This window comes from Fundidesulfovibrio soli (genome assembly GCF_022808695.1).
GTDB classification, from domain to species: Bacteria; Desulfobacterota; Desulfovibrionia; order Desulfovibrionales; family Desulfovibrionaceae; genus Fundidesulfovibrio; species Fundidesulfovibrio soli.
In genome coordinates, this window is sequence record NZ_JAKZKW010000024.1 from 1 (window position 1) to 16,554 (window position 16,554).

General features: G+C 66.3%; 14 protein-coding genes. 10 read left to right on the plus strand and 4 right to left on the minus strand.

What is annotated here, in order from left to right:
* Nucleotides 1-99: 99 nt before the first annotated feature.
* The 4 genes from MLE18_RS15735 to MLE18_RS15750 all read right to left on the minus strand — a co-directional run bounded on the left by MLE18_RS15735 (nt 100) and on the right by MLE18_RS15750 (nt 3,990).
* Nucleotides 100-741: a LysE family translocator gene (locus MLE18_RS15735; protein WP_243439754.1), complete on the minus strand. Its 642-nt coding sequence runs from the start codon at nt 739-741 to the stop codon at nt 100-102.
* A gap of 94 nt (nt 742-835) precedes the next feature.
* Entirely contained in the window at nt 836-2,557 is a 1,722-nt protein-coding gene (locus tag MLE18_RS18150) for an HD domain-containing phosphohydrolase (RefSeq protein ID WP_243439755.1), read from the minus strand.
* Between the two features lie 457 nt (nt 2,558-3,014).
* Complete coding sequence (locus tag MLE18_RS15745) at nt 3,015-3,317, minus strand: RNA recognition motif domain-containing protein (protein ID WP_243313182.1); 303 nt, start codon at nt 3,315-3,317, stop codon at nt 3,015-3,017.
* A gap of 304 nt (nt 3,318-3,621) precedes the next feature.
* Nucleotides 3,622-3,990: a molybdenum cofactor biosynthesis protein MoaE gene (locus MLE18_RS15750; protein WP_243439756.1), complete on the minus strand. Its 369-nt coding sequence runs from the start codon at nt 3,988-3,990 to the stop codon at nt 3,622-3,624.
* 137 nt (nt 3,991-4,127) lie between these two features.
* Between MLE18_RS15750 and MLE18_RS15755 the strand changes: the two genes are divergently transcribed.
* From MLE18_RS15755 to MLE18_RS15800, 10 genes are all read left to right on the plus strand, one after another.
* Nucleotides 4,128-5,882: a sigma 54-interacting transcriptional regulator gene (locus MLE18_RS15755; RefSeq protein ID WP_243439757.1), complete on the plus strand. Its 1,755-nt coding sequence runs from the start codon at nt 4,128-4,130 to the stop codon at nt 5,880-5,882.
* 423 nt (nt 5,883-6,305) lie between these two features.
* Entirely contained in the window at nt 6,306-7,589 is a 1,284-nt protein-coding gene (gene gabT, locus MLE18_RS15760) for a 4-aminobutyrate--2-oxoglutarate transaminase (RefSeq protein WP_243439758.1), read from the plus strand.
* Nucleotides 7,590-7,653: 64 nt separating this feature from the next.
* Nucleotides 7,654-8,898: an ABC transporter substrate-binding protein gene (locus MLE18_RS15765; RefSeq protein ID WP_243439759.1), complete on the plus strand. Its 1,245-nt coding sequence runs from the start codon at nt 7,654-7,656 to the stop codon at nt 8,896-8,898.
* Between the two features lie 91 nt (nt 8,899-8,989).
* Nucleotides 8,990-9,874: a branched-chain amino acid ABC transporter permease gene (locus MLE18_RS15770; RefSeq protein WP_243439760.1), complete on the plus strand. Its 885-nt coding sequence runs from the start codon at nt 8,990-8,992 to the stop codon at nt 9,872-9,874.
* Nucleotides 9,875-9,883: 9 nt separating this feature from the next.
* Entirely contained in the window at nt 9,884-10,888 is a 1,005-nt protein-coding gene (locus MLE18_RS15775; protein WP_243439761.1) for a branched-chain amino acid ABC transporter permease, read from the plus strand.
* The gene (locus MLE18_RS15780; protein ID WP_243439762.1) at nt 10,885-11,610 is read left to right on the plus strand and encodes an ABC transporter ATP-binding protein; all 726 of its coding nucleotides are present in this window, start codon (nt 10,885-10,887) and stop codon (nt 11,608-11,610) included. The genes MLE18_RS15775 and MLE18_RS15780 overlap by 4 nt, the downstream gene beginning before the upstream one ends.
* A complete protein-coding gene (locus MLE18_RS15785) occupies nt 11,597-12,307 on the plus strand; it encodes an ABC transporter ATP-binding protein (RefSeq protein ID WP_243439763.1) in 711 nt (236 codons plus the stop codon). The genes MLE18_RS15780 and MLE18_RS15785 overlap by 14 nt, the downstream gene beginning before the upstream one ends.
* Nucleotides 12,308-12,315: 8 nt before the next feature.
* On the plus strand, nt 12,316-14,109 hold the full coding sequence (locus MLE18_RS15790; protein WP_243439764.1) for an aldehyde ferredoxin oxidoreductase family protein: 1,794 nt from the start codon (nt 12,316-12,318) through the stop codon (nt 14,107-14,109).
* Between the two features lie 33 nt (nt 14,110-14,142).
* Nucleotides 14,143-14,799, plus strand: a complete 657-nt coding sequence (locus MLE18_RS15795) for a CBS and ACT domain-containing protein (RefSeq protein WP_243439765.1) — start codon at nt 14,143-14,145, stop codon at nt 14,797-14,799.
* Nucleotides 14,800-14,920: 121 nt separating this feature from the next.
* Entirely contained in the window at nt 14,921-16,378 is a 1,458-nt protein-coding gene (locus MLE18_RS15800) for an NAD-dependent succinate-semialdehyde dehydrogenase (RefSeq protein WP_272881721.1), read from the plus strand.
* The last annotated feature ends 176 nt before the right edge of the window (nt 16,379-16,554 follow it).

The window sequence follows — 16,554 nt, forward strand, 5'->3', positions numbered from 1 at the left end:
GTGCGGGGCAAGCCGATATTCTTCAAATATATCGGTTTGCCCCGCCCGCCGGAGGCCAGGCAGGGAGCCTACAACCCAAGATTCTTACGCCTTTCGCCGCTACCGCGCCGCGCCCGCCCCATCCGTCCTGAACAGCAAATGCAGCCCCAGCCCCACGAACACCGCGCCCAGGGCCTTGGGCAGATGCACCCGCATCAGGGCGTTGCGGGCCAGGAAGCGGCCGAAGCGCCCGCTGGAGAACGAGATGGGCGTCATCACCGCCAGCAGCATGAGCGACGTGACCACCCCCATGAGCAGCACCTGGGACCAGACCGGCCCCGCCGCTGGGTTGGCGAACTGCGGATAGAAGGTGACGCAGAACAGGAATGCCTTGGGGTTCATCACGTTGGTCAGCACGCCGCGCCTGAAGCTCTGCGCGAAAGTGCGCTGCGCGCAGTTGCCCGTAAGCTCCAGCACGGAGGGCCCGAACATGGTCTTGAGCCCGATCCACACCAGATAGGCCGCGCCGCCCCAACGCACCACATCGTAGGCCGTCTGGGAGGCGGCCAGCACGGCGGAGAGCCCGAAGGCCACGCACACGGCGTGCACGTAGGCCCCCACGGCCACGCCCAGCACGCAGGCCAGCCCGCTGCGCGCCCCGGAGGCCATGGAGGTGGTGACGATGTAGAGCATGTCCGGCCCGGGGGTGATGACCAGGACGAAGACCAGGCCGACGAAGGTCAGAAAGGTGGTGATATCCATATGGATGCGCCTCTGGAGGGACGGGCGCTGCTGCGCGGCCCCTTTTTCCGGGCCCAGGTAGCAGCCGTGGCGGCGGTCCGCAAGTCCCGGTCGGCTACAGCTCGCGCCAGGGCAGGCGCAGGAACGCCTCCACCACGTCGGGATCGAACTGCGACCCGGCCGCGGCCTTGATCTCCTCGCAGGCCCGGACGCGGTCCATGCCGCTGCGGTAGGGGCGGTCGCTGGTCATGGCTTCGAAGGCGTCGGCCACGGCGCAGATGCGGGCCAGCAGGGGGATGCCCTCCCCGGAGAGGCCGTGGGGGTAGCCCGCGCCGTCATAGCGCTCGTGGTGGTGCAGGGTGACCTCCAGCGCGCCGCCGAGATAATGGAGCTCGCGCAGCACCTCGTGCCCCAGGGAGGGGTGGCGCTTGACGCACTCGTATTCTTCGGGGGTCAGCGCGCCCGGCTTGAGCAGGAGGGTGTTGCTGAGGGTCAGTTTGCCGATGTCGTGCAGCAGGGAGCCCCAGTCCAGCAGGTTCATCCGGCGCTCGTCCAGGCCCATGGCCTCGCCGATGGCCATGGCGATGCGGTTCACCCGCAGGGAGTGGGCGGCCGTGCCGCTCTCGCGGTGCTCCAGGGCCTTGAGGAAAGCCCTGATGAGCACGTCATAGTTGCCCAGCAGCTCCTGGTTGGTGGCCTCCAGGCGGGAGACAAGCCCGGCGATGCGTACGCGCATGGCCTCCACATCGCTGGCGAGCTGGCCGATCTCGTTGGTGCTGTCCACCACCACCGGTTCGCCAAGGTGGCCAGCGGCGATGCGATGAACCCCATCTGAGAGCTGCAGCAGCGGGCGGCTGAACCTCCTGGCCAGCCAGAGGCTGGCCGCCAGCCCGCCGGCCACGCAGACCACGCCAAACCCCATAAGCAACAGCAGGTGGCCGTTGCGAAGCCCGCGAAGCTTGGCCGTGTCCACGGCGATCTCCACCACCTTGCCCAGCTCCCCGCTCTCCGTGGGCGCGAGCTGGAAGTAGCGGTAGAGCACCTCGGCCCCGGACCTGAGTTCCGCCTGCCCCGTGGCAAGGGCGCGGCTCAGGGCTTCGCGGCGCTCGCCCCCGAGCAGGAAGTGCTGGCCGCTTTCGTCGCTGGTGAAGGATATTCCCGAGGAGTTGAACACATGCACGGAGAGCAGCATGTCGTTGTCCTGGCGTATGTCGCCGGGAACGGTGTCCAGCCTGACTCCGGCCAGACTGGCGGAGTGCCTGGAGAGCGACACGCCCACCTCCAGCAGGTGCCTGCCGCCCTCGGCCACCTGGTAGGCGAACTTCTTGATGCCGTCGTACCGGCTCACCGTGGCCCGGTGGGTGACGTACTCGCCCGTGCCGCGCACACTCTCCAGATAGGCCGCCAACTCCGTGCCCGGCTCGGCGATGTTGAGCCCCAGGTCTTTCTCGAAGGAGGTCAGCACCACGACGTTGGCGCCGTCGAGCGCGAAGAAGTCGATGTCGTGGTCCTGCGGGGAGCGCAGGGAGGAGAGGTCCAGGGTTTCGAGATCCCCGCCGCAGCGGGAATAGGCATCCTGGAAGCGGTGCATGGCGGCGCGCATGCGCTCGTCCAGCATTTTCTCGTAGAGGTGGTAGGCCCTGTCCTGGATGAGCAGCGTCCGGCGGACGTTGCCGAGCATCGAGCTTATCTGGCTTTCCCGGAATTCGCTGATGACGGTATCCAGAAGGTAGCCGTTGCCCGCCACCACGCCCGCCACCAGCGCGCCCATGACGCAGGCGAGCAGAATGAGGAGGTCCTTCCTGAACGAATGATACTTCTTGATACTGCCAGCCACGGATGCCCCGGACACGTCAGGATGCTAAAGAAAATTGAACACATGCCAGCGCTGGCGATATCGGCGGCCCGTTGTTCTGCCCCTTGCCTGGATGCGGTCAACAGTGTTCAGTGAATGTCATTATGACACACTCTTGGGAACCGTCAAGGCTGGCAGCCCCAAAAGGCGTCGTCCTTCCTGCCATCACGGACGACGGTAGGGAAACACGAAAGTATAATTTCTCCATTCTCGCCACTCCGTAAGCTGCGCGCTTTCAAACACAAACCAATACTGTATAGATCACACCCCAGAATCGATTGCACCAGACGGCGCATCCGCGCGCCGCTTGGCCCACCTGGACGGCAAAAGAAAAGGCCGGGGTTTCCCCCGGCCTGTCTTGCAATGCCAGCCAGCTCGGCGCGTTCGCCGCCCTTGTCAGGCGGTGCGGAACATCGCCGCCACTGGCGGGAAGCGAATACTACCAGCGGCCGCCGCCACCGCCGCCGCGGTTGTAGCCGCCGCCGCCACCGCTGCGGGGCTTCTCCTGGGCTTCGTTAACCTTCAGGGTGCGGCCGCCGAGCTCCTTGCCGTCCATGCCCTGGATGGCGGCCTTGGCGCCTTCCTCGTCCATCTCGACAAAGCCGAAGCCGCGCAGGCGGCCGGTCTCGCGATCGGTGATCAGGCTGACGTTGTAGACTTCGCCGAAAGCGGAGAAGGCGTTGCGGACATCGTCTTCGGTGGAGGAAAAGGACAGGTTGCCGACATAAAGTTTCTTAGACATACGCTTGAAGCTCCTGTTTTGGCATGCTGTGTCTCGTCGCTTGGAGCTGCGCGTCCTTCATAGCCCAAGATCCAAAGAAACCATGCGCGTTGAACGTTGCGGCCCCGCAGGCAGGTTCCGCAATTACTCAGCCGGTAGCTGTTATCCATGCCGCAGGTCTCTGCCTGCGATCCAGGTACTGACTCGGGGGTGTCGCCACCCGAATGTCTCTTTTACAAGCCGAATGCGGGGCCTGTAAACACAAATTTGGCCCCCAGGGCCGCGCGGAGGGCGTTTCGTCACCTTCCCGCCGGAAGATGGAGCCTCAGGCGACCTCGCAGTGTTCGCATTTGCTCACCGCCTCGGCCTTGATGCGGTTCAGGGCGTCGGTCAGGGCGGAGAGCACGTTCTCCCGAATGTCCCCGGCGACGATGATGAACAGCAGGTCCTCCCCGGGCTGGAACACCCCGTCCTTGGCCACGGAACGCACCGCGAAGATGCCCTGGCGGGATTCGATCTCGCGGCAGATGGCCTCGATCTTGTCCCGGTCGGGGTGCACCTCCAGGCGCTCCACGGCCTTGCCCTCGTTGCGCGAGGTGGCGCGGACCACGCCGTTGTGCACCAGCACCATGCCCACCTTCTCGGTGAAGCCCGGCATCCCCTTCAATTCGGCAATGGCCTTGGAAATGTCCAATCCGCCCTCCCACGCCGCACGGCGGCACGTCGATGTCCGCATCATCTAAAACACAACTCCCTGCCGCGCAAGTCGCTGAGGCCGTGAAATACGCGCCCGGCCATTGCGTCCCGAGGCGTTTCGGGGCATTTTATGGCATGCCCCATCAAGCCATGCAAACCAGGCATCCGGCCACGGCGCCCTACACGCCGGACGACGTGCTGCACTCGCTGTCGCGCGGCGTGCTCAACGTGGACGCCGCCTGCCGGATCGTCTCCTTCAACGCCTACGCCGCAAGCCTGCTGGAACTGGACGCCGCGCGCGACCGGGGCCAGCACCTCCCCGACCCTCTGCAGGAGCTGACGGTCCGCCTGCGCGCCTGCCTGGAGGGGGAGCCAGCGCCCCCGGCCCTGGTCAACGTGGACGGCAGGATGCTCCAGTTGGAGGCGTCGCCCATCAGGCGCAAGGGCGGGGTGGTGGGGGCCACGGCCCTCATGGGCGAACCGGGGCCCTGCGGCCTGCCCGTGCCCGAGATCCCCTTGCGCGCCGTGCTGGAGTCGGTCTCCGAGGGCATCTGGATCTGCGACGGCCAGGGCACCATCCTGGACATCAACCGCGAATCCCAGCGCCTCAACTCCGTGCGCGCCACCGACTACGTGGGCCGCAGCATCCGCTGCATCCTGGACGAAGGCCTGGTGGACCACTCCGTCACCCTGGACGTACTGCGCTACAAGCGCCAGTCCAGCATCATCCAGCGCATCACCAAGACCGGCAAGCAGCTCCTGGTCACGGGTTCGCCGGTGTTCGGCGACGACGGCGAGATCTCCATGGTCGTGGTCAACGAGCGCGACGTCACCGAGCTCAACGCCCTGCGCGAAGGACTGCAGAACGCCCGCAAGGTGGAGGAGAAGTTCCGCAACGAGCTGGCCGAGCTCTCCATGCTGGAGCTCCGGCAGAAGGAGATCGTGGCGGACAGCCCGGCCATGCGCCACTGCCTGCACGCCCTGCTCAAGCTGGCCAACATGGACGCCTCGCGCATCCTGATCCTGGGCGAGTCCGGCACGGGCAAGGGGCTTCTGGCCAAGTTCCTGCACCAGCACAGCCCCCGGGCCAAGAAGCCCTTCGTGCCCATCAACTGCCCCGCCGTGCCCGAAAACCTCTTCGAGGCCGAGCTGTTCGGCTACGAAAAGGGCGCGTTCACCGGCGCCCTCAAGGAGGGCAAGGCCGGCCTGATCGAGCTGGCCAAGGACGGCACCCTCTTTCTGGACGAGGTGGGCGACATCCCGCTCTCGGTGCAGGCCAAGCTGCTCAAATACCTCGACGACTACGAACTGCGCCGCCTGGGCGGGTCGCTCTCCAAGAAGGTTGTCTGCGGCGTGGTGGCCGCCACCAACTGCGACCTGGAGCGGCTGGTGGAGCAGAAACGCTTCCGCAAGGACCTCTTCTTCCGCCTGAACACCTTCATCGTGCGCATAGCGCCCCTGCGCGAGCGCCGCGAGGACATCTTCGGCCTGGCCGAGTTCTACCTGGCCGGGTGCAACACGCGCTACAGCAAGAGCAAACGGATATCGCCCAGGGCCATCCGCCTGCTGGAGTCCCACGACTTCCCCGGCAACGTGCGCGAACTGGTGGGCATCATCCAGAAGGCCTTCGTGATGAGCGAAGGGGACGACATCACGGAGGCCATCGAAGAGGCCCTGGGCGTGGCCCCGGCCCTGGGAGCCCCGCGCGGCCTTGTGGCGAGCACGGACCAGGCCAGCGTCCTGGCGCTCAAGCACGCCGCGGCCCGCTGCAGGACCACGCGCGAGATGGCCGCGTGCCTGGGCGTGAGCCAGTCCACCGTGGTGCGCAAACTTGCCAAGTACGGGATCAGGCTTTCTGATTCACAAATGAATCAAGACCTGGTTTCATAAACGAAACAGGCGCAATATTTCCTGGAATCGGCTTCACAGGCCAGACAACGGTTCGTTTTTCCTGCTCAACGCATCACCGCCTCAGACTCTGTTTTCGCCTTTTGCTCCTTGCATTGCTGTTTTTTCCGAATTTTGTGAATACAGGTGTGATTCTATTATGAATCGAATGTAACACGCTGTTATTACATGTGTTCGTGAAAAATGTGATTCCCTTATGAATCAATACGCTGCCGGAGTAACGCAGGCCTGTCTGCTAATATACTGAAATAAAAAGACTTACCAATACATCCCGCGCTGGCCTGCTTCTTGCTCAACTTTTTTACCTTTTCGTGAAAAGGTGCGGCACTGGCCCATTCCGATAACCTCCTGCCATGAGGGATGCCCGTGGGACACTCAACTTCGTCCGTCCAAGAACTTCTCGAAATGCGCGACCGCTACGTGCCCAAGGGCCCGTTCAACGCGAGCCGCTACATCGCCGCCTCCGCCAACGGGGCCATGATCACCGACATTGACGGCCGTGAACTGATCGACTTCGCCGGGGGCATCGGCGTGGTCAACGTGGGGCACTGCCACCCCAAGGTTGTGGCCGCCATCAAGGAGCAGGCCGAGAAGTTCATCCACACCTGTTTCCACATCGTCATGTACGAGCCCTACATCAAGCTGGCCAAGAAGCTCTGCGAGCTGGCCCCGGGCGACTTCGAGAAGATGGCCCTGTTCGCCAACTCCGGCGCCGAGGCCGTGGAGAACACCGTCAAGATCGCGCGGTGCCACACCAAGCGCCAGGGCGTCGTCGTGTTCGAGGGCGGCTTCCACGGCCGCACCCTGCTGACCATGAGCATGACCAGCAAGGTCAAGCCCTACAAGTTCGGCTTCGGCCCCTTCGCCCCCGAAGTGTACCGCATGCCTTACGCCTACTGCTACCGCTGCCCCATCGGCCTCGACCGCAAGACCTGCAACGCCGCCTGCGCCGACCTCCTCAAGGACTTCTTCATCGGCCACGCCGCCGCCGAGAGCGTGGCCGCCCTCGTGGTGGAGCCGGTGCTCGGCGAGGGCGGGTTCGTCTCGCCCCCCAGCCTCTATTTCCAGAAGCTGGCCGCCATCTGCCGCGACAACGGCATCGTCTTCGTGGCCGACGAAGTGCAGACGGGTTTCGGCCGCACCGGCGAGTACTTCGCCATGACCCACCACAACGTGGCCGCCGACATGACCAGCGTGGCCAAGAGCCTGGGCGGCGGCATGCCCATCTCCGGCGTGGTGGGCCGCAGGGAGATCGTGGACGCGCCCCAGGTGGGCGGCACCGGCGGCACCTACGGCGGCAACCCCCTCTCCTGCGCGTCGGCCCTGGCCGTCATCGAGGCCTTCGAGGAGGACAAGCTCCTGGAGCGCGGCCGCGCCCTGGGCGAGAAGCTCCAGGCCCGCTTCGCCTCCTGGATGCAGAAGTACGAGATCATCGGCGAGGAGCGCGGCCTCGGCCCCATGCGCGCCCTCGAACTGGTGACCGACCGCGAGACCAAGGCCCCGGCCACCACCCAGGCCAAGGCCCTGGTGAAGTACTGCGTGGACAGGGGCCTCCTGCTGCTCTCCTGCGGCACCCACGGCAACGTCATCCGCACGCTCATGCCGCTGGTGATCACCGACGAGCAGCTCGAACGCGGCCTTGCCATACTTGAGGAAGGTTTCAGCGAACTCGCCAAGGGCACGCTGTAACGCATAACGCACGAGGACCGGGGACCCCCCGCAGCGCGACAACCGTCAACTCAGGGAGTAAGGCATGAGCTACGCCTCCATCGGCAAACGGCTTCTCGGACTGGCCGCCATCGGCCTGCTGACCGCCGGCCTTTCCGGCCCGGCGTTCGCACAGAAAACCATCAAGATCGGCAACGTGGAGCCCCTCTCCGGCCCCTCGGCCTCCGTCGGCGTCCAGGGCAAGCAGGCCCGCGAGATGGCCGTGGAGGAGATCAACAAGAACGGCGGCATCAAGAGCCTGGGCGGCGCCAAGCTGGAGCTTATCTACGCCGACTCCAAGTCCGACCCGACCGTCGGCGTCACCGAGACCGAGCGCCTGATCAACACCGAGAAGGTGCAGCTCATGACCGGCTGCTGGAACTCCGCCGTCACCTACCCCGCCACCCAGGTGGCCGAGCGCTACGGCGTCCCCTTCGTGGTGCCCGTGGCCGTGCGCGACACCATCACCGAGCGCGGCTTCAAGTACGTGTTCCGCATCGCCGCCAAGGACTCCTGGTGGGTGCGCGACCAGTTCCGCTTCCTCAAGGACATGCAGGACGAGACCGGCGTGAAGCTCAAGACCATGGCCCTGGTCTTCGAGAACGGCGACTGGGGCACCGGCTTCGCCGAGAAGTGGCGCGCCCTGGCCAAGAAGGACGGCTACGAGCTGGTGCTCGACGAGCCCTACCCCTCCACCGCCTCCGACCTGACCCCCGTGGTCACCAAGCTCAAGAGCGCCAACCCCGACGTGGTGATGCTCGTCTCCAACGCGGCCGACGCCATCCTGATCACCAACACCATGGCCGAGATGAAGGTGAAGCCCAAGGTCACCGTGGCCAGCGGCGGCGGCCACGCCGACCCCAAGTTCCTTGAGAACGCCGGCAAGAACGCCCTGTTCATGTTCGATGAAGTCGAATGGAACACCGACGTGAACAAGCCCGGCGCCAAGGAAACCAACGCCGCCTTCAAGGCCAAGTACGGCTACGACCTGACCGGCGAGTCCGTTGACGCCTACGTGGCCATGTACGTGATCGCCGACGCCCTGGAGCGCGCCGCCTCCACCGATCCCGAGAAGGTCCGCGCCGCCCTGGCCGCCACCAAGCTGTCCACCGGCCCGGCCATGATCGCTTCCTACGACAGCATCGAGTTCGACGAATCCGGCCAGAACAAGAACGCGGGCATCGTCATCGTGCAGGTCGCCGAAGTGAACGGCCAGCTCGACCGCGTGACCGTATGGCCCAAGGGCGCCCGCCGCGCCGGGTACACGCCTGTCTTCCCGGCCAACAAATAAACGCTGACCCCGCTTCTGCCACAGCCCTCCCCGGGTCCGGGCCCGTCCGCCGCGCGGGCCCGGGGAGGCGCACAAACACCGGAGACGACGCATGACCGCGGTGATACAGGCGGTGATCAACGGCACCATGATGGGGGCCATGTACGGTCTGACGGCCCTGGGGCTCACCCTGATCTTCGGGGTGATGAAAGTGGTGAACTTCGCCCACGGGTCGCTCCTGATGGTGGGCATGTTCACGGCCTACTGGCTGATCAAGCTCACGGGCATCCACCCCTATCTCTCCCTGCTGGTGGTTCCGCCGCTGCTCTTCTTTTTCGGCTATTACATGCAGAACCTGCTCATCAAGCCTGTGTTCAAGGCCGAGCAGCAGGTGCGCGAACCGCTCACGGTCATCATCGTCACCACGGGCGTATGGTACGTGCTGGACAACCTGGCCCTGATGCTCTTCGGCGCGGAGTACCGCACCGTGAAGACATCCATCACCGGCACATCCTTCTCGATGGGCGAATTCATCGTCTCCATCCCCAAACTTTCTGGCTTCGTGGTCTCCGTGGCCACGGCCGTGGGCCTGTGGCTGTTCATGGTCAAGACGCGCACGGGCAAGGCCCTGCAGGCCACCAGCCTGGACCGCGAGGCCGCCAACCTCATGGGCATCGACCAGTACCGCATCTACAACCTGGCCTTCGGCATCGGCACGGCCATCGCGGGCATCGCGGGCTGCGTGATCATGCCCTTCTACTACGTCTACCCCTCGGTGGGCGTGGTCTTCGACATCAGGGCCTTCATCATCGTGGTCCTGGGCGGCCTGGGAAGCATCCACGGGGCCATGCTCGGCGGCGTGATCATCGGCCTGATCGAGTCGGTGTTCTCGCAGTTCATGCCCTCCACCTGGACCGAGGCGATCATCTACGCCGTGTTCCTGGTGATCCTCTTCGTCAAACCTTCCGGCTTCTTCGGGAAAAAACAGGACTGGTAGGAGGCGCACGTGAGCCGGAAACAACTCGACATGACGCTGCTCGGACTGGGCTTGGCGGTGAGTTTCGCACTGCCCCTGGTCATCAAGAGCCCGACGTATCTGCAGATCCTCATTCTGCTCTTCTTCTACGCCTATCTGACCACGGCCTGGAACCTGGTGGGCGGCTTCGCGGGCGTGCTGCCCATGGGCCACGCCGTGTTCGTGGGCATCGGGGCCTACACCTCCACCATCCTGTCCAACCAGTACGGCATCTCGCCCTGGATCGGCATGCTGGCGGGCGGCGTGCTGGCGGCCCTGGTGGGCGTGCTCATCGGCAAGCCGACCTTCCGCATGCGCGGGGCCTACTTCGCGCTGTGCACCATCGCCTTCGCCGAAGGCTTCCGGGTGATGATCGAGAACATCGACTCCATCGGGCCCCTCAAGCTGAACGGCCCGCGCGGCCTGCTCATCCCGCTCAAGGGCGACTCCTTCTGGAACTACCAGTTCATGCACAAGGAGCCCTACTACTACATCATCCTGGTCATGCTCCTCTTGGTGCTGGCGCTGACCTGGTTCATCTCCCGCTCGCGCATGGGCTACTACCTGGCCGCCGGCGGCGAGGAGCCCGAGGCCGCCCAGGCCCTGGGCATCAACGTGGCGCGCTACAAGCTGGTGGCCATGGCCATGAGCTGCTTCCTCACGGCCCTGGCGGGCACCTTCTACGCCCAGCTGATGCTCTACTTCTACCCCAAGGGCCTCCTGGGGCTGGACCTCTCCTTCGAGATCGCCTTCATCGCCCTCATCGGCGGGCGCGGCACCATCGCCGGGCCGGTCATCGGCGCGCTGGCGCTGAGGCCCCTGAACGAGTTCACCCGCATCTACCTGGGCTCCCAGCTGCCGGGCCTGCACCTCGTCATCTTCGGCACGATCCTGATCCTGGTGATGCTCTACCAGCCCAAGGGCCTCACCGCCCCTCTGGCCAGAATCTACGACAAGTTCGCCTCCAGGATCACGAGGCAGGGAGGCGCGCAATGAACATCCTGGAAATCAAGGACCTGACCAAGCACTTCGGCGGCCTCACCGCCATCCACGACCTGGACCTGCACATCGCCAAGGGCGAGATCCTGGGGCTCATCGGCCCCAACGGGGCGGGCAAGTCCACCCTGTTCAACTGCGTGGCCGGGGTGTTCCCCCCCTCGGTGGGCGACATCCGCTTCAAGGGCGAGTCCATCGCCGGGAAGAACCCCTGGGACCTGTGCGCCCTGGGCCTGGCCCGCACCTTCCAGATCGTGAAGCCCTTCGGCTCCAAGACGGTGCTCTACAACGTGATGGTGGGCGCGTTCCTGCGCACGGGCTCCACCTCCAAGGCCCGCGACAAGGCCCTGGAGGTGCTTGAAACGCTCCAGCTCGACCACCGCAAGGACCAACTGGCCAGCAACCTGACCATCGCCGACCGCAAGCGCTTGGAGATCGCCAAGGCCCTGGCCACCGACCCCGAGCTCCTGCTGCTCGACGAGGTCATGGCCGGGCTGCGCCCCACCGAGGTGGACGACATGATCGCCATCATCAAGGGCCTGCGCGACAGGGGCGTCACCGTGTTCGTCATCGAGCACATCATGCGCGCGGTCATGGCCCTTTCCGACCGGGTGGTGGTGATCCAGTTCGGCGAGAAGATCGCCGAGGGCAAGCCCGAGGACGTCACCAAGGACGAGAACGTGATCAAGGCCTACCTGGGGAGTGAATATGGCGCTGCTTAGCGTGGATAACATCGACGTCTTCTACGGCGACGTCCAGGTGATAAACGGGCTCTCCCTCACGGTGAACGAGGGCGAGGTGGTGTCCATCATCGGCGGCAACGGCGCGGGCAAGTCCACCCTGCTCAAGACCATCTCCGGGCTGATGCCCGTGCGTTCGGGCACCATCACCTTCAAGGGCCAGCGCATCGAGAACCAGCCCCCCGAGACCATCGTGGAGAGCGGCCTGGTGCATGTGCCCGAGGGCCGCAGGCTCTTCTCGCTCATGAGCGTGGCCGACAACCTGGAGATCGGGGCCTACATCAAGCGCGCCTTCAAGGTGAAGGACAAGACCCTGCGCCAGGTCTACGAACTGCTGCCCAGACTCCTGGAGCGCCGCGACCAGATGGCCATGACCCTCTCCGGCGGCGAGCAGCAGATGGTGGCCATCGGGCGCGGGCTCATGGCCCTGCCCGGCCTGCTCATGCTGGACGAGCCCTCGCTGGGCCTTGCGCCCATCCTGGTCAAGTCCATCTTCGATACCCTGCGCAAGATCGCCGACACCGGCACCACGGTGCTCCTGGTGGAGCAGGACGTGCACCACTCGCTCAGCCTCTCCGACCGGGGCTACGTGCTGGAGCACGGCCGCGTGGCCCTGGAGGGCCCGGCCGCCGAGCTGATCGACAACAAGCACATCAAATCCGCCTACCTGGGCATGTAGAGGACCGTATGCACGGCTTCCACGGCAAAATCCTGGTGGTTGACGCCACTTCGCGCAGCTTCAGCATCGAGAGCGTCCCCGATGAAGTGTACGAGGCCTACCTGGGCGGCAAGGGCCTGGCCACCTGGCTCCTGCTCACCCGCAACCCGGCCGGGGCCGACCCCCTGGGCTCGGAGAACAGGCTCATCTTCGCGGCGGGGCCCTTCTGCGGCGGCGCGGCCTGGGGCGCCAGCCGCTACGGGGTGTTCACCAAGTCGCCCCAGACGGGCTTCTACGCCGAGTCCTACTCCGGAGGCAGGGCGCCCGAGGCCGTGGACTCCGCCGGGTTCGACGCCGTCGTCATCGAGGGCGCGGCGGACGCGCCCCTGGCCCTGACCATCCACCCCGGCGGCTGCGAGTTCCACGACGCCTCGGAGCTCTGGGGCAAGGACATCTACGCCACCGAGGACGAGGCCCTGGCCCGCTACGCCCTGAACAAGGAGGGCTACGGCAGGCCCGGCGCGGTGGTCATCGGCCCGGCGGGCGAGAACCTGGTCAGCTTCGCCATGATCGCCAACGACTACTGGCGCTGCGCCGGCAGGGCCGGCGTGGGCGCGGTCATGGGGTCGAAAAAGATCAAGGCCATCGTGTTCCAGGGCGACGCCAAGCGCGTCCCGGCGGACACCAAGGGCCTGCGCGCCTACGCGGCGGCCTTCGCCAAGGCCGGGATGCAGTCGCCCGGCGTGAAGGCCTACAAGGCCCAGGGCACCACCATGATGGTGGCCCTGATGAACACCGCCGGGGCCTTCCCGGCCAAGTACTGGTCCCAGGGAACCTGCGAGCACTGGCCCAACCTCTCGGGCGAGCGCTTCCACAAGGAGCACCAGGTGGAGCCCCACGCCTGCCTGAAGTGCTTCATGGCCTGCGGGCGCATGGCCACCCTGAAGACCGGCCGCCACGCCGGGCTGACCCTGGAAGGCCCCGAATACGAGACCATCTACGCCTTCGGCGGCCTGTGCATGATCACGGACATGACCGAGGTGGTCTACCTGAACGACCTCTGCGACCGCCTGGGCATGGACACCATCACCGCGGGCAACCTCTGCGCCCTGGTGATGGAGGCCGTGGAGCGGGGCCGCCTGGACATGGACGTGCGCTACGGCGACGCCGACGCCTGCGCCCGCCTCATCGAGGACATCGCCGCGCGCCGGGGCGCCGGGGCCGTGCTGGCCAAGGGAATCATCCACGCCGCGCGCGAGTGGGGCCTGGAGGATCTGGCCATCCACGTCAAGGGCATGGAGCCCCCCGGCTACGACCCGCGCGTGCTCAAGGGCATGGGCCTGGCCTACGCCACCTCGGACCGGGGCGCGTGCCACCTGCGCACCACCTTCTACAAGCCCGAGCTGGCTGGCTTCATCCCGGCGGACGCCATCGAGAACAAGGCCGAGATGCTCATCGACTACGAGGACAGGCTGACCATCTTCGACACCCTGATCCTTTGCCGCTTCTTCCGCGACCTCTACACCTGGGAGGAGCTGGAGAAGGCCGTGCACCTGGTCACCGGGCTGGACGCCTCCAAGCCGGCCCTGCGCCGCCGCGCGGCCGCCGTGTCCGACATGACGCGCGCCTTCAACCTGCGCGAGGGCCTGACCCCGGAGCACGACCGGCTGCCCGCCAGGCTGCACCGCGAGGCCCTGCCCGACGGCAGGAAGCTGACCAAGGACGAGTTGGACTACATGCTCGCCGACTACTACCGGCTGCGCGGCTGGACAGAGGACGGCAGGCCCAAGGGCCCGGTCCCCGGCGCCGCGGCGGCAAGTTAACCCGAACCCGTAACGCCACCAAAGGAGCGGCTTATGCTTGTGGGCGAATGGATGCTCAAGGACGTGACCACCGTTACCGAGGACGTGTCGATGCACAAGGCGGGCCGGATCATGCAGCAGCGCGGCGTGCGCCGCCTGCCCGTGGTGGACGGCGAGGGCAGGCTGACGGGCATCGTCACCGAGCGCGACATCAAGGCCGCCTCGCCCTCAAAGGCCACCTCGCTCGACATCTACGAGATGACGCAGTTGCTCTCCCAGATCAAGGTGCGCGACATCATGACTCCCAAGCCCCTGCGCATCCGGCCCGGGGGCACGGTTGAGCGCGCGGCGGCCGTCATGCGCGACAACAAGGTGGGCGGGCTGCCCGTGGTGGACGAGGACGACCGCGTGGTGGGCGTCATCACCGACACCGACATCTTCCGCCTCTTCACCATGATCAGCGGCGTAGACCGTGGCGGCGTGCAGCTGGCCGCCGTGCTGCCCGTGGAGCAGGGGCACCTCAAGCAGCTCATCGACGACCTGCGCGGCCTGGACGCCAAGATCGTGAGCATGCTCTCGCACTTGAACGCCAGCGACGAGAAGAAGCGCACGGTCTACATCCGCCTGCGGCCCATGACCGAGGCCGACGAGTACCGCATCAGGGACCACATCCAATCCAGGCATCAGCTGCTCTACTGGGTCAAAGACTAGCCTAATCAGCGCCGAAATCAGCGCCCTCCGCAGCGGTGTGAGAACGCCGTGTCCTGGAGTGCGTCCAAAATCCGGGGCCGGGAGGCCCCAAGACCTGGGGGAAGCCCCATAGGAGCGCGCCATGCGGCCCGACGGATTCAAAGTGTTCCGCAACCTCTGCTTCATTGACGGCAAATGGATGCCCGCCCTGGACGGCGAGACCATCGAGGTGACCAACCCCGCCACCGGCGAGGCCCTGGGCACCGCGCCCCGCTGCGGCACCAAGGAGGCCTCCCTGGCCATCGCCGGGGCCTCGCGCTCGCTTGCGGCCTGGCGCTCCATGACGGCGCTGGAGCGGGGGGCCTGCCTGCACAGGCTCCACGCCCTGATCCTTGAGAACCTGGAGGAGCTGGCCGCCCTGCTCACCCTGGAGCAGGGCAAGCCCCTGGCCGAGTCCAGGGACGAGATCCTGCAGGGCGCGTCCTACTTCCCCTGGTACGCCGAGGAGGCCCGCCGCGCCTGCGGTCAGGTGATCCCCACCCCGGCCCGGGGCAAGCGGCCCATGACCATCCACCAGGGCCTTGGCGTGGTGGGCGTGATCACCCCCTGGAACTTCCCCTTCGCCATGATCCCGCGCAAGGCCGCGCCCGCGCTGGCTGCGGGCTGCACCGTGGTGGTCAAGCCCGCCTCCCAGACGCCCTACTGCGCCCTGGCCCTGGCCGCGCTGGCCCAGGAAGCTGGTTTCCCCGCCGGAGTGTTCAACGTCGTCACCGGCGATTCCTCGCGCATCGGGGCCGAGCTCACGGGCGACCCGCGCGTGCGCAAGCTCTCCTTCACGGGCTCCACCGAGGTGGGCAAGAAGCTCATGGCCCAGTGCGCGGGCACCGTGAAGCGCCTCTCCCTGGAGCTTGGCGGCAACGCCCCGTTCATCGTCTTCGACGACGCCGACATCGAGAAGGCCGTGGAGGCCGCCCTGGCCTCCAAGTTCCGCAACGCCGGGCAGACATGCGTCAGCGCCAACCGCATCCTGGTGCAGAACGGCGTCTACGACGCCTTCGTGCGCCGCCTGGCCAGCAAAGTGGACGGCCTCAAGCCCGGCAACGGGCTGGAGCCGGGCGTCATCCTCGGGCCGCTGATCGATTCCAAGGCCGTGGCCTCCATGGAGGCCCTGGTGGCCGACGCCGTGGCCTGCGGGGCGCGGGTGGCCGTGGGCGGCAAACGCCACGCACTGGGGGGCCTGTTCTACGAGCCCACCCTGCTCACGGGCGTCACGCCCTCCATGCGCGTGTTCAAGGAGGAGATCTTCGGCCCCGTGGCCCCGGTGGTCAGCTTCAGCTCCGAGAAGGAGGCCATCGCCCTGGCCAACGACACCAACGCCGGGCTGGCCTCCTACGTCTTCACCCGGGATGTCGGGCGCGTCTGGCGCGTGAGCGAAGCCCTGGAGTACGGCATGGTCGGAGTGAACGAGGTGAGCCTGGCCATGGCCGAGGCCCCTTTCGGCGGCTTCAAGGAGAGCGGCGTGGGCCGCGAAGGCGGGCACGAGGGGCTCATGGATTACATGGAGACCAAGTACATCCTCATGGGCGGCATCGACGCCTAGCCGCGCCACACCATTCAAAAGGCCCCCCGGCGCAAGCCGGGGGGCCTTTTGAATTATATGGGAGTCCAGAGGGACGAAGTCCCTTTGGCCGCCGGAGGCGTCTCTTCTCTGTTGGCCTCCGGCGGGGGGCGGGGGGGGCGGGCCCGCGGCCCACCGCAGCCGACCGGAGGCGCCCC

Excerpts from the sequence above, each read along its gene's own strand:
- MLE18_RS15795 (WP_243439765.1), top strand. The coding sequence starts at position 14,143 with ATGCTTGTGGGCGAATGGATGCTCAAGGACGTGACCACCGTTACCGAG.
- MLE18_RS15765 (WP_243439759.1), top strand. The coding sequence starts at position 7,654 with ATGAGCTACGCCTCCATCGGCAAACGGCTTCTCGGACTGGCCGCCATC.
- MLE18_RS15735 (WP_243439754.1), bottom strand. The coding sequence starts at position 741 with ATGGATATCACCACCTTTCTGACCTTCGTCGGCCTGGTCTTCGTCCTG.
- MLE18_RS15745 (WP_243313182.1), bottom strand. The coding sequence starts at position 3,317 with ATGTCTAAGAAACTTTATGTCGGCAACCTGTCCTTTTCCTCCACCGAA.
- MLE18_RS15800 (WP_272881721.1), top strand. The coding sequence starts at position 14,921 with ATGCGGCCCGACGGATTCAAAGTGTTCCGCAACCTCTGCTTCATTGAC.
- MLE18_RS15780 (WP_243439762.1), top strand. The coding sequence starts at position 10,885 with ATGAACATCCTGGAAATCAAGGACCTGACCAAGCACTTCGGCGGCCTC.
- MLE18_RS15790 (WP_243439764.1), top strand. The coding sequence starts at position 12,316 with ATGCACGGCTTCCACGGCAAAATCCTGGTGGTTGACGCCACTTCGCGC.
- gabT (WP_243439758.1), top strand. The coding sequence starts at position 6,306 with ATGCGCGACCGCTACGTGCCCAAGGGCCCGTTCAACGCGAGCCGCTAC.
- MLE18_RS15770 (WP_243439760.1), top strand. The coding sequence starts at position 8,990 with ATGACCGCGGTGATACAGGCGGTGATCAACGGCACCATGATGGGGGCC.
- MLE18_RS15755 (WP_243439757.1), top strand. The coding sequence starts at position 4,128 with ATGCCCCATCAAGCCATGCAAACCAGGCATCCGGCCACGGCGCCCTAC.
- MLE18_RS15785 (WP_243439763.1), top strand. The coding sequence starts at position 11,597 with ATGGCGCTGCTTAGCGTGGATAACATCGACGTCTTCTACGGCGACGTC.